Source organism: Vibrio sp. L5-1 (assembly GCF_021728315.1).
GTDB classification, from domain to species: Bacteria; Pseudomonadota; Gammaproteobacteria; order Enterobacterales; family Vibrionaceae; genus Vibrio; species Vibrio splendidus_K.
Map to the genome: position 1 here is coordinate 440,980 of NZ_JAKKCQ010000003.1, position 23,073 is coordinate 464,052.

The 23,073-nt window shown below is 44.3% G+C and carries 16 protein-coding genes and 1 riboswitch; of the genes, 10 read left to right on the forward strand and 6 right to left on the reverse strand.

Going from position 1 to position 23,073, the window contains the following annotated elements:
* Positions 1-82 precede the first annotated feature (82 nt).
* The 3 genes from glgC (at position 83) to L3V35_RS14455 (ending at position 3,839) form a co-directional block, all read left to right on the forward strand.
* Positions 83-1,312 carry a glucose-1-phosphate adenylyltransferase gene (glgC, locus tag L3V35_RS14445; protein ID WP_076648142.1) on the forward strand — a complete coding sequence of 410 codons (1,230 nt, stop codon included), beginning with the start codon at positions 83-85 and terminating at the stop codon, positions 1,310-1,312.
* On the forward strand, positions 1,302-2,756 hold the full coding sequence (gene glgA / locus L3V35_RS14450; RefSeq protein WP_171310796.1) for a glycogen synthase GlgA: 1,455 nt from the start codon (positions 1,302-1,304) through the stop codon (positions 2,754-2,756). The genes glgC and glgA overlap by 11 nt, the downstream gene beginning before the upstream one ends.
* A 285-nt stretch (positions 2,757-3,041) precedes the next feature.
* A complete protein-coding gene (locus tag L3V35_RS14455) occupies positions 3,042-3,839 on the forward strand; it encodes an alpha/beta hydrolase (protein WP_054547286.1) in 798 nt (265 codons plus the stop codon).
* A gap of 148 nt (positions 3,840-3,987) precedes the next feature.
* Here L3V35_RS14455 and L3V35_RS14460 read toward each other — a convergent pair whose 3' ends face one another.
* Complete coding sequence (locus L3V35_RS14460; protein WP_017078165.1) at positions 3,988-4,305, reverse strand: DUF2007 domain-containing protein; 318 nt, start codon at positions 4,303-4,305, stop codon at positions 3,988-3,990.
* 29 nt (positions 4,306-4,334) lie between these two features.
* Positions 4,335-5,015, reverse strand: a complete 681-nt coding sequence (locus L3V35_RS14465; protein WP_004736447.1) for a TVP38/TMEM64 family protein — start codon at positions 5,013-5,015, stop codon at positions 4,335-4,337.
* Between the two features lie 378 nt (positions 5,016-5,393).
* Between L3V35_RS14465 and L3V35_RS14470 the strand changes: the two genes are divergently transcribed.
* Positions 5,394-5,753, forward strand: coding sequence for a DUF3316 domain-containing protein (locus L3V35_RS14470; protein ID WP_237300144.1), 360 nt, complete (start codon positions 5,394-5,396; stop codon positions 5,751-5,753).
* 97 nt (positions 5,754-5,850) lie between these two features.
* On the opposite strand, the gene L3V35_RS14475 is transcribed toward L3V35_RS14470, so the two are convergent.
* The 3 genes from L3V35_RS14475 to torD all read right to left on the reverse strand — a co-directional run bounded on the left by L3V35_RS14475 (position 5,851) and on the right by torD (position 8,793).
* Positions 5,851-6,441, reverse strand: a complete 591-nt coding sequence (locus L3V35_RS14475) for a TfoX/Sxy family DNA transformation protein (RefSeq protein ID WP_004736448.1) — start codon at positions 6,439-6,441, stop codon at positions 5,851-5,853.
* A 127-nt stretch (positions 6,442-6,568) separates the two neighbouring features.
* Positions 6,569-6,654: riboswitch (cyclic di-GMP riboswitch) on the reverse strand.
* 170 nt (positions 6,655-6,824) lie between these two features.
* The gene (gene purR, locus L3V35_RS14480; RefSeq protein WP_237300145.1) at positions 6,825-7,829 is read right to left on the reverse strand and encodes an HTH-type transcriptional repressor PurR; all 1,005 of its coding nucleotides are present in this window, start codon (positions 7,827-7,829) and stop codon (positions 6,825-6,827) included.
* A gap of 316 nt (positions 7,830-8,145) precedes the next feature.
* A complete protein-coding gene (gene torD / locus L3V35_RS14485; RefSeq protein WP_004736450.1) occupies positions 8,146-8,793 on the reverse strand; it encodes a molecular chaperone TorD in 648 nt (215 codons plus the stop codon).
* A gap of 285 nt (positions 8,794-9,078) precedes the next feature.
* On the opposite strand from torD, the gene torR reads away from it, so the two are divergent.
* Positions 9,079-9,792 carry a two-component system response regulator TorR gene (gene torR / locus L3V35_RS14490; RefSeq protein WP_004736453.1) on the forward strand — a complete coding sequence of 238 codons (714 nt, stop codon included), beginning with the start codon at positions 9,079-9,081 and terminating at the stop codon, positions 9,790-9,792.
* A 226-nt stretch (positions 9,793-10,018) separates the two neighbouring features.
* Here torR and elyC read toward each other — a convergent pair whose 3' ends face one another.
* Complete coding sequence (gene elyC, locus L3V35_RS14495) at positions 10,019-10,873, reverse strand: envelope biogenesis factor ElyC (protein WP_102442061.1); 855 nt, start codon at positions 10,871-10,873, stop codon at positions 10,019-10,021.
* Between the two features lie 115 nt (positions 10,874-10,988).
* On the opposite strand from elyC, the gene cmoM reads away from it, so the two are divergent.
* The 5 genes from cmoM (at position 10,989) to fdhF (ending at position 23,038) form a co-directional block, all read left to right on the forward strand.
* Positions 10,989-11,774 (forward strand): tRNA uridine 5-oxyacetic acid(34) methyltransferase CmoM, encoded by a 786-nt coding sequence (gene cmoM / locus L3V35_RS14500; RefSeq protein WP_145565062.1) that lies wholly within the window; start codon positions 10,989-10,991, stop codon positions 11,772-11,774.
* 125 nt (positions 11,775-11,899) lie between these two features.
* Complete coding sequence (mukF, locus tag L3V35_RS14505; RefSeq protein ID WP_171327784.1) at positions 11,900-13,237, forward strand: chromosome partition protein MukF; 1,338 nt, start codon at positions 11,900-11,902, stop codon at positions 13,235-13,237.
* On the forward strand, positions 13,218-14,018 hold the full coding sequence (gene mukE, locus L3V35_RS14510) for a chromosome partition protein MukE (RefSeq protein ID WP_237300146.1): 801 nt from the start codon (positions 13,218-13,220) through the stop codon (positions 14,016-14,018). Before mukF ends, mukE begins: the two co-directional genes overlap by 20 nt.
* A complete protein-coding gene (mukB, locus tag L3V35_RS14515) occupies positions 14,015-18,475 on the forward strand; it encodes a chromosome partition protein MukB (protein WP_237300147.1) in 4,461 nt (1,486 codons plus the stop codon). The genes mukE and mukB overlap by 4 nt, the downstream gene beginning before the upstream one ends.
* A 333-nt stretch (positions 18,476-18,808) precedes the next feature.
* Positions 18,809-23,038 (forward strand): formate dehydrogenase subunit alpha, encoded by a 4,230-nt coding sequence (fdhF, locus tag L3V35_RS14520; RefSeq protein WP_237300148.1) that lies wholly within the window; start codon positions 18,809-18,811, stop codon positions 23,036-23,038.
* Positions 23,039-23,073 lie beyond the last annotated feature (35 nt).

The window sequence follows — 23,073 nt, forward strand, 5'->3', positions numbered from 1 at the left end:
TTAAGTACCGAAATAAGTGTTAGTGCTCATCCCCCAGAGGAAGACACCTCTACGAGTACTGACATCGACAAGCTATAGATATATGGAGAATAAAATGGCTGGTGTATTGGGAATGATTCTTGCTGGTGGTGAAGGCTCTCGCTTAAGACCTTTGACTGAATCTCGCAGCAAACCCTCGGTTCCTTTCGGTGGTAGTTACCGCTTAATTGATTTCGCTTTGAACAACTTCGTTAATGCTGATCTTATGAAGATCTACGTATTAACACAATTTAAGTCACAATCTCTGTTCCACCACATGAAAAAAGGTTGGAATATCAGTGGCATCACAGATCGTTTTATCGACCCAATTCCTGCGCAAATGCGTAAAGGAAAGCGTTGGTATGAAGGCACAGCAGATGCTATCTACCAAAATATGGGCTTTATGGAGCTGGAAGAACCTGATCAAGTCTGTATTTTTGGTTCTGACCATATCTATAAAATGGACATCAAACAAATGCTTGATTTCCATAAAGAAAAGAAAGCAGCGTTAACCGTTTCTGCACTGCGTATGCCGCTTGCTGAAGCATCAGAATTCGGTGTTATCGAGGTGGATGCGGAAGGCCGTATGATTGGCTTTGAAGAGAAGCCTGCAAATCCTAAGTCGATTCCGGGAGACCCAGAGTCAGCGCTCGTTTCAATGGGCAACTACGTGTTTGAAGCGAAAGAACTTTTTGCTGAACTAACGGAAGATGCAGATAAACCTGAATCTTCACATGACTTCGGGAAAGACATTATTCCAAACATGTTCCCACGCGGTGATGTGTTTGTTTATGATTTCAGCACCAACCGCATTACTGGTGAGAAAGAAGAAGTTTACTGGCGCGATGTAGGTACGATTGATGCGTACTGGCAAGCACATATGGACCTTCTTAAGAAAGATGCACCATTCTCGCTATACAACCGTAAATGGCCTCTACACACTTACTATCCGCCACTACCACCAGCGACGTTTACTGACTCGGCTAATGGTCGAATTCAGATCATTGATAGTCTTGTGTGTAGCGGTAGTTACGTACGTGGTTCGCGTATTGAAAAGAGTGTTTTAGGCTTCCGCAGCAATATCGCATCAGCGTGTGATATTAGTGAGAGTATTTTATTAGGTGATGTGAAGGTGGGAGAGGGTTGTATACTTCGTCGCGTTATCATTGATAAAGATGCAGACATCGCGCCGGGCACTCAAATTGGTGTAAACCTGACGGAAGACAAAAAGCATTATCACGTATCTGACGATGGTGTAGTTGTTATTTCTAAAGGAGCGCGAGTTGGTTACTAAAACTCTCTCGGTACTTTTTGTAGCGTCTGAAGTTGAAGGCTTGATTAAAAGTGGTGGCTTGGCTGATGTAGCCAAGGCACTGCCGAAAGCGTTACAAACACTCGAACAGGACGTTCGAGTGACTATCCCCGCGTATAGAAACATTCCAAACATTGATGCAGCCGAAGTCATTTTATCGACCGAGCTCGATCATTGGCCTCATACCGCTTACCAAGTCAAAAAACTGAGTGTAGAAGGTGTTCAAGTGTTTGGTATCGAATGTGCCAAATATTTCGACCGTCCAGAAATGTACGCAGAAAATAATCAAGCTTACGCAGATAACGGAGAGCGTTTCTCGTTCTTCAGTGCAGCCTGCCTTGATATGCTTCCTAAGCTTGGCTTCCAACCTGATATCATTCATGCAAATGACTGGCATACAGGCTTTGTTCCTTTTTTGCTTAAATCACGTTATCAACAACATGATTTCTTTGAAAATACGCGCAGTGTTATCTCAATTCACAACGCAGTTTTCAAAGGTGTGTTCGCATACGATGAACTGCAATTTCTACCAGAAATGCATAGCTACAATGTGCCTGAAGCTTCAGTGAGTGACACGCATGTCACTATGCTGAGAGCCGGCGTGATGTGTGCTGATAAGGTGAACGCAGTAAGTCCAACGTATGCCGAGGAGTTGAAAACGGAATTAGGCAGTCACGGTATGGCAGCAGAATTCCAGTACAGATCCGTGGATCTTTTTGGCATTTTGAATGGTTGTGATTACGGAGCTTGGAACCCGGAAACGGACGCTTTCCTCCCTCGTAAATTCAAAGCGACAAAGCACAGCATGGTTCGTGGGAAGTCAGCTTGTAAGCAAAAACTGCAACAAGATGTTGGCCTCCCCGTCACCGATTGTGCGGTTTATGGCATGGTTTGTCGTTTGACTAATCAGAAAGGTGTTCATTACTTACTGCCTATCATCGAACAGTTTTTGAAAAACGATCTTCAGATCGTGATTGTCGGTACTGGTGATCCAGTTTTAGCGAGTCAGCTGAAAGAGCTGTCGGCACTTCACTCAGATAAGTTCTCGTTTGTAGAAGCGTATAATAATGAGCTTGCGCACTTAGTTGAAGCGGGTTCTGATTTCTTCTTGATGCCTTCGGAGTTCGAACCTTGTGGCTTAAACCAAATCTACAGCATGGCTTACGGTACGTTACCGATTGTTCGCTCTGTGGGCGGTTTAAAAGACAGTGTGAATGATTACGATCAGGATCCCGAGATAGCGACCGGCTTTGCTTTTGAAGAGCCAACACCGCAAGCGTTACTGGCAGTATTGCATCGTTCATTACTACTTTATGCACAAAACCCCGCTGAAATTAAGCGTGTTCAACTTTACGCGATGCAACAAGATTTTAGTTGGGAAGATGCGGCAAAAGAATACCTTACGATGTACCATTCTGCATTTTAACGTGCTGAATTAGCTGTAAAATAAGCTGATGTATAACAACTGAACTTAATAGTAGAAGGCGCTCTGATAGTAGAGTGCCTTTTTGTTTTCTGGTCAGATCACATCACGTTTAGGAAGACAAAACTTGCAAACTCATTTTAGTCAGGTAGAAAAGGTGGGGTAGGTATTCACATGACTAATGTTAGGTTTGACACTATTATCACTTAAATTTCTTGATTGCGTGATATCCTTAGCCATCGCCTTGTGATGAGGCAGAGCTCCATTCCAATAATTAAAGCGATAGGTATGTCTGAGAGTCTACTATTTCATAAAACATTTACTCACCCTACGAGCGATGAGTGGGTTGTATTTGTGCATGGCGCAGGAGGCAGTTCCTCCATCTGGTTTAAGCAGATCAAAGCTTATAAACAGCACTTCAACTTGCTTCTCATTGATTTGAGAGGGCATGGTAAATCAGACAATATCCTCAAAGGGCTGATTTCGAATCGTTATACGTTCAAATCGGTGACGCTTGATATTCTTAAAGTGTTAGACCATCTGAAAATCCGTTCTGCACACTTTGTAGGCATGTCTTTGGGCACGATTATTGTCCGTAATGTCGCAGAGCTAGCGGCTGGTCGAGTACGTTCAATGGTGCTAGGTGGTGCCGTGACCAAACTCAACACTCGCTCTCAAGTCTTAATCAAGTTGGGTAACTTGAGTAAGCACATCATTCCTTATATGTGGTTATACAGCCTTTTTGCTTACGTTGTGATGCCACAAAAAAGCCAAAAAGAATCACGTCACCTGTTTATCCGCGAAGCCAAAAAGCTGTGCCAAAAAGAGTTTAAACGCTGGTTTATCCTTACGGCTGATGTGAACCCATTGATGAAGTACTTCAAAGACCGAGAGTTGCCGATTCCAACTTTGTATTTGATGGGCGAGCGCGACTACATGTTCATCAAGCCAGTAAAAGAAATGGTAGAGGCGCATAAGTCGAGCGAGCTAGTAGAAATTCCGAATTGTGGACACGTATGTAACGTAGAAAACCCTGAAGAATTCAATCAACGATCTATCGCTTTTATTCAAAAGCAAATTCAGTGATTATCTCGATTCTTCATCAGAACAGACGCTCGAATAGAATTGAGACAAAAACGGGAAGCTAATTTTAGCTTCCCGTTTTTATTTGGAGGAGGTATCTGACCGAGTGGTTATAAAAGGCCGTTGGAGCCACTTTACCTTTCAAAACCTGCTATTCAGGTGAAGCAGCACCGCACTGCCAACAAGAACCGAATTGTGCTTCGTTGACTTCATGACATTCTCCGCAACGCCACTCTTCATAAATGATTGAATCTTGCTGTTTCTGGTAGTCATTAACAACTGCCCGGGCTTTGCTCGCCAATTCTGGCTCATATAACCATACGTAAGGGTCAGTCTCTTCGGTAAATGGGATTTCCCCTTTCAAACCGAATAACCCTTCACCACGGACTTCACACGCAATATTCACACTTTCTAGTAATCCACAAATGATGTGGGCTTCTGTCGGATTCGATGCACTGAAGATTTTCATTGAGATAGAACCTTATCTGGCTATATGCGTTATTCAGCCACAGGTGCTGAGCGAAATTTATTCATCAACCACTTAGCAATGATTGGGAATACACCCAGTAAGGCAAATGACAATAGTACTGAAGGGGACACGATACCCGAAAGTGAATCAATTTCCGCGAGTTGAGTACCAGCATTCAAGAAAACAGCGGTACCCGGTAACATCCCTATTTGACTCGTGATGTAGTAACGACTCACGGACATCGGTGTTAGACCCATCAATAGATTGATAAGGAAAAATGGGAATACAGGAATCAGACGCAGAGAAAACAAGTAAAATGCTCCGTCTTTTTCAACGCCCTTGTTAATCGTTGCTAATTTGTCACCAAATTTGGTTTGGATCCAGTCACGTAAAAGGTAGCGGCTACTTAGAAATGCGAGGGTTGCACCGATGGCACTGGCGAAAGAGACCAGCAGCAAACTATTCCAGAAACCAAATAGCGCAGCTCCTAACAGGGTCACAACAGCAGCACCAGGAATTGAGAAAGCAGTAATCATTACATACGCGACAAAATAGATAGCAGCGGCAGCAATGAAGTTGCTATCAATGTAGTCATTTAAAACTGCTTGTTGGGCCTTGGCATTTTCAAGCGTTAGGTATTGGCCGAAATTGACGCCTAACAAGACGATGGTTACGACCAACACAATACCCAATATCATTTTCTTACTCATTGATACTTCCTCTAAATTTTCAATGTATACCATTAGTATAGATAGACAGGCAAAGCATAGATTAACTTTCACCAGTTAATAAAAACTATTTATTCTAGATGGTGCTGCGGGGTCGAGCAGCTAGGCTAATTGCTTAGTCTTATGTTAGCGACAAGTATTGGCGAAATAGAAGTGGAAAAAGATTTGTTGATGAGAAGGTTGTGGCTCTCGGCTAGAGACTTGTTTTGTATAAACTATTTTTATAGTAATAATTTGTACCACGTAAAAAGTAACAAAAATTTGAAAGAGTTTTGGTCTTGGCTCGTTCTATATACGTAACAATCGTGGCATGAAGATTGTTTTAGATAATTATTCAGGCAGACAACTAAGGAGCTAGCTATGAAATTATTATCAATGATTACGGTTATTGCTACAACAGGCCTATTCTCTTTCCAAGCGATGGGTTCGGGCGTCTATCACCGGACGGCTGTTGAGTCTAAAGTCTTTAAAGGCGATGTAGTGGCGAGCCAATCACAGGCTTACGAATCTGGAAAACAAATCTGGATGGATATAAATAGTAAGCGCTCATATGAATTGAGCAAAATCTTACCGCAAGCCTCTGAAAAAGTAGATGTACGCTCGTTTGAAATTAAAAACGGTACCATCAAAGTAAAAGAAATAATGGATGCCTCTGGAGAAATTAACTTCATTCCGATGGTTAAAGTGGATTACAAATACTATTACCGTCCATCTTTTTGAACGCAGTGGTCAAGCTATACACAAGACTAGTTTTGTCGAAATAAAAAAAGCCGCAGTAAATGCGGCTTAGTTATATAGATAATTTGCACTGACAATGTTAATTGACGCGATTGATAAGCTCTTCACGACGCTGCTGCGGTATAACAGACCAATGTGTGCCATTGATCGCGCCTTCTAGCGCCCAAAGTAGTTCAATACTGACAGAAGACGCATGTGATTCTTTGATGGCGTTAAATGCGTTTACAGAGCCAGATTCATATAAACGTTCTACGGAATCGATCCCTGCTTTTTTCAACATACGCTCAGTGGCGAGTCGAAGGTTGGGCAGATCTTTGAGTCGAGTAGGCTTAGCTGAAGATTGCTCAGCTTTTTCTTCTTTAGCAAAACCCAGAGACGTCGTTGCAAGCTGCAAGATTTTCTCTTGGTCTTGCCACAGGCCTTCGGGTAAAGCGAAATATTTAGTAACGACAGGGAAACCACGTTTTTTGTAGACGTACGGTTGAAACCCTTGTTGTTCGAACTGTTTCGTTGTGCATTTGTCTGCTCGTATGTGCAGCTGGTCATTTACAACCAGAGCAAACATAGTGTCATCAGCAAAAAGACCGAAGCCACCAAACATCGAGCGTGATTTTATTTTTCCTAGGGATTCAAATAATTTCATTGAATCCTTTAGTATCGGTTTATCCATGTTATTTATCTCGGTGTATTTGAACTACGCCACCAAATAAGCAGGTCCGAGAGATTAGCAAAATGTTGCAACTAAATTGTCAATAAGCCGTAAATTACTAAATTATTAATAACTACTGCATTTTGCCATCGGTAACCCCGCTACCATACCAACGAGTGGTTTAGGCCGGAAGCTTTGCGTCTCACTCTTTCGAGTGGTTTGCCCTGTGCGTGACTGATTAAATAGAATAAAGTTTTTGTTGAATGAGGCTCACACTTGTTATTTCAAAATGTGATATCGCTTCAATTAATGATCTTTCCAGTATGATACCAGGTTCATTGATGTTGTTGATAAAAAAAGCGCACCTAAAGGTGCGCTTGATTAAACTAAACTGAATTTATCAATTAATTTAACGTTTTAACTGTGCTTCGCTCAACAATTTCAGGGTGCATTTCGAATACACGTTTTTCATGGTCTTTGTCTTTGATGCGTTCTAACAAAATTTCGAATGCATTCTTACCAACACGACGCTTCGGTTGGTGAACCGTGGTCAATGGTGGAGAGAAGTATTCAGCTAACTCGATGTTATCGTAACCAATCACTGAAATATCTTCAGGGATACGAATACCTTGTTGTTGTAAGCGACTCATTAGGCCAAGTGCCATGGTGTCGTTAAAACAGAATACGGCTGTAGGGCGATCTTCCATTTTAATAATTTGATCAGCAGCAATCACAGCGGTATCACACTCAAAGTTGCCTTCAATGATTAGACGCTCATCAGTAGCTATTTGGGCTTCACCCAACGCACGTTTGTAACCTGCAATACGTTCTACACATGCTGCTTTGTCTAAGTGGCCACTTAAGCAAGCAATCTTAGAATGACCGCGTTCAATAAGGTACTTGGTTGCCAGATAGCCACCTTCTTCAGAGTTATCAATGATCTTATCGGCTTGAGAGGTCTCAGGGCCCCAATCCATGACAACTTTAGGGATATCAGCGTGACGGTCTAACATCTCTCTTAATTCTTCAGTTAGGTCTGAACACATAACCAAGATGCCATCTACACGTTTCTCTGCAAGCATTCGAATGTAGTCGCGCTGCTTCTCATAGATACCGCCAGTGTTACACAAGATCAAAGTGTAACCTTGACGGTAACAGTAACTCTCAACACCATCGATAACTTCAGAGAAGAATAGGTTGGTTGATTGAGTCACTAGCATGCCGATAGTGCGCGTTGTATTACATTTTAAGCTACGAGCAACAGCACTCGGCGCGTAGTTTAGTTCGTCTACGGCTTTGTTTACTTTTTCTTGAGTCGCTTCTGCAACAAAACGTGTTTTGTTGATTACGTGAGAAACGGTTGTTGTTGATACGCCTGCTAAGCGAGCGACATCTTTTATAGTGGCCATGGTTTTATCCTATTAGAAGCTACTTTCCCAAAGTACGGAATGAAGTAGCCGTTAAGCTACCTAACTAAGAGCTTAAATTTGTAGGGCTCTTTGGGTACTAAAGTGCTAAAAAACAAAAAACCGCTATTGAGCGGCTTGTCTTAACACCGAAATGCTCAAAACTATAATAAGCATAGCATTTCGTGAATGTTTCATATTTTATCGTTTGCGGTCACAATTTTAGACTGACTAGAAATTACTCGCAATAAAATTCACCCGGAAATCCGGGTGAATTGTCACATTCTTCTGAATTTATTTAACGAGTCATCCAATAAGCTTATTCACCAGCAAGGTATTGGGTGTCCAATTTGCAGAATGCAAGTAGCAGAGATGAGACTGATGCGTAGAAACCGAATTCGTCAACGTCATGACATTTAACGTTGAACTTTGGTACCCAAGTAAGAAGTTGTTGCTCGATAAATTGCTGTTGAACAATGAACGATTTTTCTAGCTCTTCTTCAAGCTCCGTTTCATTAGAACGGATGATCAAGTTGCCAAGGAAGTCGAGTTCGATAGCGATGTGGTCAGCTGGTTCTTTTAGGTCTTGGTTCACCACTAAGTTGTGCTTGGCCATGATCTCTTCCATATCTTTTGCTGGCTTATCATTCAAAAGGCCAGTCTCACCGATATACATAGAAGCGTAAGGAAGTGCGCCATGCTTATCTGTTTTTAAGAATAAGTCACAGAAGTCAGCAGACAATTCTAGTTGAGCATCTTCACGCGTTTGTAGGCGGTTTAGCGCATCCACTAGGCTATCGATCGCCGGCTTTAGTGTTTCATTTTCGCCTAAACCAGTTAGGAAAGAACGAATTTCAACAGAGTGGTAGTGATCGAGTTCTTCTTGAGTGATCTCTTTAGCGAATAAGCTTGATAGCCACCAGTATATTTCTGCTCTTTGCTCGTTGAACGCTTTCGTATCTTTCATTTCTTAGATCCTGATTTAGTCTTGTGGTGTTACTTATATGCGTCTTGAAGTCACTAGTGCATAAGCACACCAAGGCTGAATAACAAGGTTATTTGCGAAACGCAAAGTTACTCGTTAGTAGTAATGCCTATATTGAATTGCGATGGACGATAAATAGCAAGGTTTAAGATTGTCTTGTATCAAAAAAGATCCATGTTTCTGGCTTTTATCTTGTGTACCACTAGAATTGTTACGAGTTATGAATAGAATAGTCACTGAAACTATTAAATAAGAAAAGTGGTGTAGATGAGCTATCACGTATTAGTCGTAGAAGATGATGTGGTAACCCGCAGTAAACTGGTCGGATACTTCCAGAACGAAGGTTACACAGTAAGCGAAGCAGAAAGCGGCGCTCAAATGAGAAACGTGTTAGAAGAAAACAACGTTGACCTCATTATGCTGGACATCAACTTACCAGGCGAAGATGGATTGATGCTAACTCGCGAATTACGCAGTCAATCAGACATTGGAATTATTTTAGTTACTGGACGCACGGATAGCATCGACAAAATCGTTGGCCTTGAAATGGGCGCTGACGATTACGTTACTAAACCCTTCGAACTTCGCGAGTTATTGGTTCGAGTTAAAAACCTACTTTGGCGCATTTCTGCCGCTCGTAAAACAGCAGCAGGTAAGGTTGAAGAGACTGAAGACGAATCTGTGGTTCGTTTTGGTGAGTGGACGTTTGATATCCCTCGTCGTGCGCTAAGCAAAAACGGCGAACCGGTAAAACTGACTAAAGCTGAATATGAACTGTTGGTTGCGCTCTCTTCTTATCCTAACCAGGTATTAAGTCGTGAACGCATTCTGAATATGATCAGTCACCGAGTGGATGCTCCAAACGATCGAACTATCGATGTGTTAATCCGTCGTATGCGTGCGAAGATGGAGTTTGACCCTAAGAATCCACAAATTTTTGTAACGGTTCACGGTGAAGGTTACATGTTCGCTGGTGATTGATTTCCTGCGAGAGTGATTAATCAACAACGATATTTAAACGTAAAAAGCCGAGACATCATTGATGTCTCGGCTTTTTTATTGCTTAGCTTTTACTGTTTACGAACTGGAAACCTGCAAATTACTTGGTTAATCAGTCTTGCCTATCTGGCCGAATCTAAACATAAGACTATGTCTACAGGTAAGATTATGTCTACTGATAAAATTCAGTTTACTGATTCGGTTGAGTTTATTGAGGCTGAGCCGCAGAAATACCACCGTCATCTTCAACTAAGCGAGATGTTTCAGGAACAACAATGGGTTCTTCAACGGTGTCATTGCTTGTATCAAGCCAATCACGCAGGCTTTGCCACATCAACCCCATTGTTTCGTGCCAGTAACGCTCAGTTTGCTCAAGGTAAAGAGCTTTAGGCATGTACTTATTCCAAGGTTCAACAATCCCTTCTTGTGCAAGGTAATTGGTTGGGGCTGGTAATGGCTTCATGCCGGCAGCATGGAATTCATTCAATGCGCGAGTCATATGGCTAGCGGAAGTTACCAGTACCATTCTTTTATTTTTAACGAACGCAGCGGCTTGGCGGGCTTCTTCCCATGTGTCTTTCGCTGTTTCAAGCAGAATGATATCGGGCTTTGCGACACCTAGAGCCAACGCAACTTTGGCCATCATTCTAGCATTGCTCACTTCAGTGCCTGCGCCATAGCCCGACAAAATGAGTTTTGCACCAGGGTAAAGGCGTAGAATACGAATCCCTTCACTTAAACGCATTAGACCGGTGCGACTAAGCTCTGATGTTGGTGGGATTTGGTCGTCTACGACGTGACCACTTCCGAGAACCATCACGTAATCGATGGTTTCATCGACAGGTAAAAAAGCGGTGTGTTGCCTTTCCATTGGCATTAAAAGTTGATTAGAAACTGGCTGGAAAGCGATGAGGAAAATACCACAGAGGGCTGAAAGGGTGATTAGGCAACCCGTCTTCCTTTTGGTAGTAAACATCACTAGGGCTAAACCCAGAAAAGCGAGAATTAACATTGCTGGCAGTGGCATCAGTAACGAAGACACTACTTTTTTCAGCTCAAACATATCCGAATAGTCCGAAAAAACATCACTTAGTAGTAAAAAGAGACATCGCCTCTTTATTCCTGAAATTCCTGTGACAGAATAGCAGGCACGATAGGACATAATAACTCAAGTAGCCGTGACTGAAGACCGTAATTTCGACGATATTGCCCACAAATTTGCAAAAAACATTTACGGCTCTGACAAAGGAGAGATCCGTCAGATCATCGTATGGGAAGATTTAGAACAAGCTTTGAGCAAATTTGAGCAATCAGCTTCGCCGCTGCATGTGCTTGATGCTGGAGGCGGCCTTGCGCAGATGTCGCAAAAAATTGCGTCGCTTGGGCATAACGTTTCTCTTTGCGACCTCTCTTCTGAAATGCTGAAGCTAGCAGAAGAAAGTATCAGCGAAGCGGGTTTGTTAGATCAGTATCGATTCATCCATTCTCCGGTACAAAAAGTCGCAGAACATCTCGATGAGAAAGTCGATTTTTTGATGTTTCATGCCGTAATGGAATGGCTCGCAGATCCTAAAGAGGCGCTTGATTTATTGTTGGAGCAAGTAAACCCCGGTGGCGTTGCTTCGATAATGTTTTACAACCACCACGGATTAGTCCTGAAAAATGTGATTTGTGGCAACATTCCTCATGTATTGAATGGGATGCCACATCGAAAACGGTTTAAGCTGCAACCACAAAAAGGCTTGAAGCCAGAAGAGGTTTACCAATGGATAGAAGACGCCGGTCTAGAAATCTGTGGTAAATCAGGCATTCGCTCTTTCAGTGACTACATAGGTAATATGGAGTACATGGGCGATTACCAATTTGAAGATGTATTGGAACTAGAAAAACAGCTATGTCGCCAAGAGCCATATCTGTCGCTAGGCCGTTATATTCACGTTTGGGCTCAAAAACCTGCGCAATAACTGCGGTGAATGTGGTAAAAGAAGCCACAACATGCGCTATGCAATCGTAACAAGCCCGCGTCATAAAGAAATAGGCGTCATATCTAATACGTTCGATATGACGAAGAACAGTAACAGGAACCACAATGAGTGAAATGACTCAAACTGCCGAAGAGCAGCCAATTGATGAGTTGGTGGGCTGGGTCAAGCAGCATGATTTTTCATTAAACTTGCCACCAGAGCGCTTAGCATTTTTGATTGCTATCGCAGTACTAAGCAATGAAAGGTTCGATGAAGAGTTGGGCGAAGGTGAACTGCACGATGCATTTACCATTGTCACTCGCCTGTTTGAAGATACTGGCGAAGCGTCTGCGTTTCGTGCCAACAATGCCATCAATGAGCTAGTTAAACAGAAGTTGATCAGCCGCTTTACCAGTGAAATCACCGATGGTGCGAGCATCTACCGCTTATCACCGTTGGCCGTTGGTATCTCTGATTATTACTTACGTCACCGTCAGTTCTCTAAATTAAAACTGTCTATTCAGCTTTCTATGGTTGCCGATGAGATGGCAAAAGCCATTGAAGCTGCGCAGAAGGGCGGAACTCCGGGGCATTGGAAAAAGAACGTTTACGGCGTGCTCAAATATTCAGTTGGTGAAATTTTCGATCAGATTGATCTTAACCAACGTGTTATGGATGAGCAGCAACAAACCGTTAAGCAGCAAATTGCCGATCTTTTAAATAAGGACTGGCGAGAAGCGATTAATAACTGTGAAGCTTTGCTATCAGAAACTTCTGCGACGCTAAAAGAATTGCAAGATACCTTGCAAGCGGCGGGTGATGAGCTGCAAACACAGATCCTCGATATTCAAGAAATTGTTTACGGTGACGATGAACTCGAGTTCGTTGGCGAAACCTTGTTCGGTTTGCAAATGAAGCTTGACCGAATCACCAGTTGGGGTCAGCAAGCAATCGACTTGTGGATCGGCTACGACCGCCACGTTCACAAATTTATCCGTACCGCTATCGATATGGACAAAAACCGTGCCTTTAGCCAGCGCTTGCGTCAGTCAGTCACAGACTACTTTGATGCGCCTTGGTTATTGACCTACGCCGATGCTGAGAAGCTGACCGATCTTCGTGATGAAGCGCTCGTGCTTCGTGATGATGAAGTGATGGGACAATCGCCAATCGACGTTGAGTACGAAGAATTTGAGCAAGTGAATGATCTGCTTTCAGAACGAATTGCAGAGATGTTAAAAGCTCACAAACAGCAAGGCGCGCCAATTGACCTTGGCCTTGTGCTACGCGATTACCTCGCAGCACACCCTCGCACACACCATTTTGATTTAGCCAGAATTGTTGTCGACCAAGCCGTGCGCTTAGGTTACTCAGAGTCTGACTATCAGGCTATTCAGCCGGATTGGCAGGCAATCAACGATTTCGGTGCAAAGGTACAAGCAAATGTCATTAACAAGTACTGATGATTACATGCCAGAGAAACTGGTAAAAGCGATAGCGAACCCGTTGTTCCCTGCGCTAGATAGCATGCTGCGTTCAGGTAAGCATGTTTCAACCGAAGACCTAGACAACCACGCGTTGCTTTCTGATTTTGAAGTGGAACTTCAGCATTTTTACCAACGCTACAATACGGAATTGGTAAAAGCGCCGGAGGGTTTCTTCTACCTGCGTCCGCGTTCTACATCTCTGATTGGCCGTAGTGTGTTGTCTGAGCTAGACATGCTGGTTGGTAAGGTGTTGTGTTTCTTATACCTAAGCCCAGAACGCTTGGCACATGAAGGTATCTTCACCAATCAAGAGTTGTTTGAAGAGCTAATGGCGCTAGCTGATGAGAAAAAACTCATGAAGCTGGCAACCAACCGTGCTTCTGGCTCTGACTTAGATAAAGAAAAGCTATTTGATAAAGTGCGTACTTCTCTACGTCGCCTACGCCGTATCGGCATGCTGATCGCGATTGGTGAGACGGGTAAATTCCGTATCAGTGAAGCGGTATTCCGCTTTGGTGCTGACGTTCGTATTGGCGACGATATGAAAGAAGCGCAATTACGTCTTATCCGTGATGGTGAAGCCGTGGTTCATACACAAGAGCCAAACCAAGGCAGCTTGCTAAATGAAGAGCAGGCAGAAGCCGCATCAGAACTAGACGTAGATGAAAACGGTCAACAAGACATTTTTAACGATCAAGCCGGCTTTGACCTTGAGTCAAACGATGGCGAACAAACAAAAGTAGAAGGTGAAGCATGATTGAAAGAGGTAAATATCAATCATTAACCATGATCAACTGGAACGGCTTCTTTGCGCGTACTTTTGATATTGATGGATTGGTTACAACGCTTTCTGGCGGTAACGGTGCAGGTAAGTCGACCACAATGGCGGCATTCATCACAGCATTAATCCCTGACCAAAGCCTTCTGCATTTCCGTAACACAACGGAAGCGGGCAGTTCACAGTCATCTCGTGATAAAGGCCTTTACGGTAAGCTTCAGCCGGGCGCATGTTATGCGGCGCTAGATGTGGTGAACTCTCGTAACCAACGCCTATTGTTTGCAGTAAAACTGCAGCAAGTAGCGGGTCGTGATAAGAAAGTAGACATCAAACCGTTCGTAATCCAAGGCCTTCCAAGTCATGTAAAACCAACGGATGTGTTGATTCAGAACGTTTCAGACAGCCACGCTCGCGTATGTCAGTTAAACGACGTAAAAGCGGCGGTTGCACAATACGAAGGCGCGCACTTTAAAGCGTTTTCTTCGATTGTTGATTACCACTCACAGATGTTTGAATACGGTGTAGTACCGAAGAAATTGCGTAACAGCAGCGACCGTTCTAAGTTCTACCGCTTAATTGAAGCATCACTTTACGGTGGTATTTCTAGTGCGATTACGCGTTCTCTGCGTGATTACCTTCTACCGCAAAATGGTGGCGTGAAGAAAGCATTCCAAGACATGGAATCAGCACTACGCGAAAACCGCATGACGCTAGAAGCGATCAAAACGACTCAGTCGGATCGTGACTTGTTCAAGCACTTGATCACGGAATCTACGAACTACGTGGCAGCAGATTACATGCGCCATGCCAACGATCGTCGCAACAAGCTTGATCAAACTATGAAGTTCCGTGGTGAACTATTTGGTTCTCGCGAAACCTTGCTTGATCAAAACAACTTGTTGAACCGCGTTCAAGAAGAGCTTGAGCTGTTGGTCGATCAAGAATCGGCACTAGAGCAAGATTATCAAGCGGCTTCGGATCATCTTCAATTGGTTCAAACTGCACTTCGTCAGCAAGAGAAAATTGCTCGCTACAGTGAAGATTTAGAAGAGCTTAATGAGCGTCTAGAAGAACAGATTATGGTGGTTGAAGAAGCTCAAGAACGAGTACTTCTTGCTGAAGAGCAGGCAACCATTACTGAAGAAGAAGTGGATAGCCTGAAAACTCAGCTTGCTGACTACCAACAAGCGTTGGATGTTCAGCAGACTCGTGCGCTTCAATACCAGCAAGCGGTTCAAGCATTAGAGAAAACGAAGCAGCTACTTGGTGATGAGTCTATTACTGCAGAAAGCGCATTAACTCTGGTTTCTGAGCTAAAAGCACAAGAAGAATCAAGCACTCAAACGTTACTGTCGACTAAGCATAAACTAGACATGTCTTCTGCTGCGTCTGCACAGTTCGACAAAGCGCTCGCTCTTGTTAAAAGCATCGTTGGTGACGTTGAGCGTAAAGAAGCGTCTAACAGTGCTAAGCAAGCTTTAGAAAAAGGCCGTAACGCAAAACACGTTGTTGAAAACGAACAACAGTGGCGTGCTCAGCACCGTGACATGGCTCGTGATGTGGCGCAGCAGCGTCAAGCAAAAGAGCTTGCGACTGAATATCAAAAGCAACACAACATCTCACTGACTGACGAAGCGGTTTTCGATGAAGAACGTGAACGCCATGTTATGCAGATCGAGTCTCTTGAGTACGCTCAAGAAGAGCTGCGTGAAGCGAAGAGTGAGCAACGTCGTGTGCAACAAAACCACGACCAAGAGATTCAAAAACTTGAGTCTATTGCTCCAGCGTGGATCACGGCGAACGACGCACTTGAAGTTCTAAGAGATCAAACAGAAGCTGAGCTAGAAGATAGCCAAGCGGTTATGACTCAAATGCAACAAGTGCTCGAAGGCGAAAAGTCTCAATCAGTAGCAAAAGATCAGTTAGCAACTCGCCGTGCTGAACTTGAGCAAGAGATTGAACGCTTAGCTTCTCCGGGTGGCTCTAACGATCCTCGTTTGAAAGGTTTAGCGGATACGCTTGGTGGCGTTCTGCTTTCTGAAATATATGACGACATTACCATTGGTGATGCACCGTATTTCAGTGCGATGTACGGTCCTGCTCGTCATGCGATTGTGGTCTCTGATCTTGATGGTATTAAAGAGAAGCTGGTGGATCTTGATGATTGTCCTGATGACCTTTACATCCTTGAAGGTGATGTCGACGCATTTGATGACAGCTCATTCAATGCTGATGAGTTAGAGGGCGCGGTGTGTGTTCAGCTGAACGATCGCCAAATGCGTTACTCTCGTTTCCCTGAGATCCCTCTGTTTGGACGTGCGGCTCGTGAACAACGTTTAGAGAAATTGCGTGAAGAGCGTGATGTTGTTGTGGAAAACCACGCGAAAGCGGCGTTTGATGCACAAAAGCTGAATCGCCTATACCAAGCATTCAATAGTTTTGTTGCTAAGCACCTACACGTTGCGTTTAACGCTGACCCTGAACAGGCACTAGTGTCTATTCGTGACAAGCGTAACCAGATTGTACGTTCTTTGGCTGAATTAAATTCTAAAGAGCAACAGCAACGTAGTCAGCTACTACAAAGCAAGCAGGCATTAGGTGCGCTAGACAAATTAGCACCAATGGTTCGTATTTTAGAAGACGAAACATTGGCTGAACGCCTAGCTGAATTAGAAGCGCAACTAGAGCGCTTGAGCGAAGCTAAGTCGTACTTGAACAACCATGGCAAGGCACTGGCGTCTTTAGAGCAGATCGTTTCTGCACTAGACGCAGACCCTGAACAGTTCGAGACACTAGAAGCACAATACCAACAAGCTGACCAAGCTCTACAAAGCCTGAAAGGTAAAGTGTTTGCTCTGTCTGACTTGATTGAACGTCGTCACTACTTTGCCTATGCGGATTCTGTTGATCTTCTAAACAAGAGCAGCGAACTGAGCGAGCAATTAAAAGCGAAATTGGTTCAAGCTGAACAAGCTCGAGCTAAAGGCCGTGATGGCTTGAAACAAGCTCGTGAACAGATGAACCAGTACAACCAAGTATTGGCAGCACTGAAGAGCTCACATCAAGCGAAACAAGAAACGGTTCAAGAGTTCAAACAAGAGCTACAAGAGTTTGGTGTCAATGCTGATGAAGGCGCTGAAGAACGTGCTGTACGTCGTCGCGATGAACTGCACGAACGTCTGCATACTTCTCGTGGGCGTAAGAGCGAATACGAGCGTACGATTACATCAACTGAACTTGAGATGAAAGCACTGGCCAAGCGTCTTAAGAAAGTTCAGAAAGAGTACACAGAGCTTCGTACCTTCGTAGTTGCAGCAAAAGCAGGCTGGTGTTCAGTACTTCGTTTAGCTCGTGAGAATGACGTTGAACGTCGTTTACACAAGCGTGAACTGGCTTACCTAACGGCGGGCGAACTTCGCTCAATGTCAGACAAGTCATTGGGTGCGCTACGTCTGGCTGTCGCTGACAATGACGACCTACGTGATTCGCTGCGTCTCTCTGAAGACAACGCGCATCCAGAACGTAAGGTTTTGTTCTACATTGCGGTTTACCAACACCTTCGCGAGCGTATTCGTCAGGATATTATTCGTACGGATGATCCGGTTGAAGCTATCGAAGAGATGGAAGTTGAGCTAGCTCGACTAACAGAAGAATTGACGCAGCGTGAAAATCGCCTGGCAATCAGCTCTGAGTCCGTAGCAAGTATCATCAAGAAAACGATTCAGCGCGAGCAGAACCGTATTCGAATGCTGAACCAAGGTTTGTCTAACATTTACTTTGGTCAGGTTAAAGGCGTACGTCTGAACGTTAAGATCCGTGAAAGCCACGAGATCTTGCTATCAGGGCTAGCGACTCAACAAGAGCAACACAAAGACTTGTTTGAATCAACGCGCTTTACCTTCTCAGAAGCGATGGCGAAGTTGTTCCAACGAGTGAACCCGCATATCGATATGGGTCAACGTTCTCCGCAAGTTCTGGGTGAAGAGCTACTGGATTACCGTAACTACCTAGAGCTGAGTGTTGAAGTTAACCGTGGTTCAGATGGTTGGTTACAAGCGGAATCGGGCGCACTGTCTACGGGTGAGGCGATCGGTACGGGTCAGTCAATCCTATTGATGGTTATTCAGAGCTGGGAAGAGGAATCTCGTCGACTTCGCAGTAAAGACATCGTTCCATGTCGTTTGTTGTTCCTTGATGAAGCAGCACGTCTGGATTCTAAGTCGATCTCTACGCTGTTTGAACTGTGTGACCGCTTGGGTATGCAACTTCTGATTGCAGCACCTGAAAACATTAGCCCAGAGAAAGGTACAACCTACAAACTGGTTCGTAAGGTCTTCAAAGATCACGAACACGTACATGTTGTTGGCTTGCGTGGTTTTGCTCAAAACAAACCAGCATCACCAGTACAAGAGCTTATCGAAGAAACTGAGCAATAACTTTGATAGCCGAGTTATAACCTTGATAGCTGAGCTATAAGCTCGAAAGCGACTCAATGATATTTGTTCAAAGCCCCTAATCATTAGGGGCTTTTTTGTACCTTGAATCTAATTTCTACAACTGAGCACCTTCCGCCTAATCCTCTCGTCGATACTGATAAGACCACTCATACCTTATGGTTATTATCAATGGAACTTGTTTGAGGTCACACGCACAAAACCACAAATAATGTATGGTAATGATATGGATTTAATAATATTAATAATATTGTATTACTTAAATTTTAATTATTGATAACTCGCGTGTGCGAAAGGTAAAGGTAGGACTTAGGTATGATTCAAATCGTTATTGATGGGAAATATCGAATCGTCGAGCAAGGGCAAACTGTTCTTGAGGCGGCAAAAATATGTGGTTTAGAGATCCCGTCTTTATGTGGTTTGAACAAAACAGCGGATAAAGTACCGTGTGATTTGTGTGTTGTTGAGGTAGATGGTGTTGGTATGACACGTTCTTGTGAACTAGAAGTGTCTAATGGATTGGAGATTACGACTCAGTCAAAGCAACTGACCGATCATCGACAAGAAGCACTAAATCGTATCATGACAGATCACTACGCTGACTGTGAGGCGCCATGCCAAACGGCTTGTCCTGCTGGCGTTGATATCCAGTCTTACCTCCATCATATTGCTCAAAATGATCACATTAAAGCGATTGAGGTGATCAAAAAGACACTACCAATGCCACTTTCAATTGGTCGAGTATGTCCTGCTTTCTGTGAAACGGAATGTCGTCGCAACTTGGTCGATGAATCCATCGCGATTCGCCAACTCAAACGACACGCTGCCGACGCGGATTTAGCCGCTCAAGAGAGCTACATGCCAACTAAGAAACCAATTAAAGGCAAGAGTGTTGCGATTGTTGGTAGTGGCCCCGGTGGGCTTACGGCGGGTTATTATCTATCTAACGAAGGCTATGATGTCAGTGTTTATGAGTCGATGCCCAAAGCGGGAGGTTGGCTACGTTATGGTATCCCTGAATATCGTTTACCTAAGTCGATTCTAGACAAAGAAATCGAACTGATGTGTCGTAACGGGATGTCGGTAGAGTGTGATAAAAAGCTCGGTGTTGATTTTACATTGTCTGATTTGAGTAACGATTTTGATGCGGTTTGTTTAGCGGTTGGTGCATCGCAAGCAGTTGAAATGAATTATCCGGGCAGCGAGCTTGGCGGTTTTTATCTAGGCGTCGATTACCTGAAAGATTACGTGACCGATCAGCAGTTCATTACCGGTAAAAAAGTAGCGGTGATCGGTGGCGGTAACACTGCGATTGACTGTGCGAGAACGGCAGTGCGAGATGGCGCTGATACCACGCTGATCTACCGTCGGACTCGAGATGAGATGCCTGCAGAAGATTACGAAATCGAAGAAGCTGAGCATGAAGGCGTGAAATTCCACTTCTTAACCAACCCGGCAGAAAACATAGCCGATGAAAATGGTCATGTATCAGAAATACGATTTGAGCGTATGGCTTTGGGACCAGCAGATGCCTCTGGTCGTCGTAGCCCTAAACCAACAGGCGAATTCTTTGTTGAAGCGTTTGATACGGTTATTGCTGCCGTGTCGCAAAAGCCGGATCTGAGCTTTATGGACAATGAAGCGATTGATATTCCTCTTACTCGTTGGAATACCGCTGATGCCGATCCGCAAACCATGCATACAGGTACCGGCAATATCTTTAGTATCGGTGATTTCCGACGCGGCCCTGCAACCGCAGTGGAAGCGGTGGGGGATGGGCGCATTGCTGCACAGGCGATTGATCGGTTCTTTCATGGCGACATGGATAACATTCCGGCTAAACCGTTTAATTCAAGAAAGCACAAGCAGCTCAAAGCGGTGGATCCTGAGCAATACAAAGCCATACAGCGTATGGCGCGTAAGATCATGCCAGAGCTAACACCCGAGCAGCGTGAACAAAGCTTCGACGAAGTAGAAACAGGATTTGATAATGCTGATGCAATTGCGGAAGCAGCAAGATGCCTAGAATGTGGCTGCCAAGCCAATACCGATTGCGACCTACGAGACTACTCGACCGAATACAAAGCAACGCAAACACATCCAGAGTACAAAATCGATGTGGCTTCGAATGAGAGCTGGCAGGCGATACGCGCAGAAGAAGCGAAGGTCGGTTTAACAAGACAAAAATTTGCAGTTGATGACAGTTCAGAATTTATTATCTTTGATGCCAACCGCTGTATCAGTTGCGGCCAGTGTATCCAAGCGTGTCGCGAACAGAATGTTCATGGCGTTTTAAGCTTCATGAATCAATCTGATGGCAAGCCTGCATCAACACCTGAATGTCGTCCTAATTTTGGGGCAGACAAGACCTTAATGGGTGACTCAAACTGCGTTCAATGTGGATCTTGTATTCAGGCGTGTCCAACCGGTGCAATGGTGGATGCTCGTGATAGAAAGCAGGGAGACACAGATCTACTCAAGAAAGTCGATACCATCTGCACCTATTGTGGTGTGGGCTGTAAGCTAACCATGCATATCGATGAGCAGAAAAACAAAATCCGTTATATCGAAGGCGGTGACTCTCCGGTTAATGAAGGAATGTTGTGTGTTAAGGGGCGATTTGGCTTCGATTTTGTGGGCAGTGATGCGCGTTTAACCACACCATTAATTCGTAAAGATGGCTGGTTGCAACCTGCAAGTTGGGAAGAAGCGATTAAGCTCATAGCTGATAAATTTACCGCGATTAAACAGGGCTTTGGTAGCAATGCTTTGGCGGGCTTCTCATCGGCGAAAACCACCAATGAAGACAACTACGCTTTCCAAAAATTCATACGCCGTGAATTAGGCACTAATAACGTCGATCACTGTGCACGTCTTTGTCATGCTTCTACTGTTACCGGTTTAGAGGCTTCGCTGGGTAGTGGGGCGATGACCAATGATATTCCAAGTATCAAGCATTCAGATGTGATCTTTATTATCGGTTCAGACACTACTTCAGCACACCCAATTATTGGCTCGCACATCAAGCAAGCGGTGAGGCATGGTGGAGCACGATTGATCGTTGCTGATCCAAAACGAATCGATATTGCTGACCATGCTGAGCTTTACTTAGCGCACCGCCCGGGCACTGATGTGATGCTGATTAATGGTGTGATGCAGCAGATCATCAAACACGGTTGGTACGATCAAGATTATATTGATGATCGTGTTGACGGCTTTGATACCTTATTGCAGGAAGTCATGTCACCAAGCTACTCACTTGATAAAGTTGAATTAGTGACTGGCGTGAAAGCGGAAGATATCTTCGCGATGGCTCGCTTGATTGGTACTGCAGAACGCACCGCAGTGTATTATTCGATGGGTATTACGCAACACACTACTGGTCACGACAACGTACGTTCAATCGCTAATCTACAACTCTTGTGTGGCAACATTGGTATTGAAGGCGGTGGTATAAACCCATTACGTGGTCAATCCAATGTTCAGGGTGCGTGTGATATGGGTGCATTGCCGAACAACCTTCCTGGTTATCAGAAAGTGTATAACCCGATAGTTCGTCAAAAATTCGCGATGGAGTGGGGTGTTTCTGACTTACCAGCGGAAGCGGGGTTAACGCTCACCGAAATTATTGATGGAGCGTGCCATCGAGATGTTCGCGGTCTGTATATCATGGGTGAGAACCCAGTGTTGAGTGACCCAAATCAAGCGCATGTGATTGAAGGCCTTGAAGCGTTAGATTTCCTAGTGGTTCAAGATATTTTCTTAACCGAAACCGCTCAGTATGCCGATGTGGTTCTGCCGTCTTGTTCGTTTGCTGAAAAGTCTGGCCACTTCACTAATACAGAGCGCCGAGTCCAACGTATTAATCCTGCTGTTAATCCGCCCGGTGACGCGAAAGAAGATTGGGTGATTATTCAAATGCTAGCCAATGCAATGGACGGCGGTTGGGACTATAAAACCGTTGCTGATATCACCAATGAGATAGCACGTGTAACGCCGCAGTATGGTGGTTTACGTTGGGAGAATATTACGGTGAACGGCGTCCAATGGCCAAGTAATAAGAATAACCCTGACGGTACACGGATCATGCACCAGACTCAATTCACTCGCGGGCGTGGTCAAATGGAAGCGATTCCGTTTAGATACGCAGCAGAACTTCCTGATGCGGAATACCCGCTAGTATTAACGACAGGTCGCATCCTAGAACAGTTCCACACCGGGACCATGACACGTAAAACCAAAGGGCTTGATAACTTGGCAGGACCACGTGCGATGGTGAGTGTTCATGATGCCGAAGCGTTAGGGATCTCGAATGGCCAGATGCTCAAAGTATCAACCCGTCGTGGAGAAATTGAAATCGCGGCATTTGTCACTAAGCGAATGCAAAAGGGGGTGGTATTTATTCCATTCCATTTTGTCGAATCTCCAGTTAACCGCTTAACTACGACTGCAACCGATCCGCACGCTAAGATCCCAGAGTTTAAGGTGGCGGCAGTCCGCATTGACCCAATTCGTGAGTCTGAAGCAGAAACAACAGAAGTTTAGTTCCGAGCGTTAAGCTAATTAACGATAGGCATTAA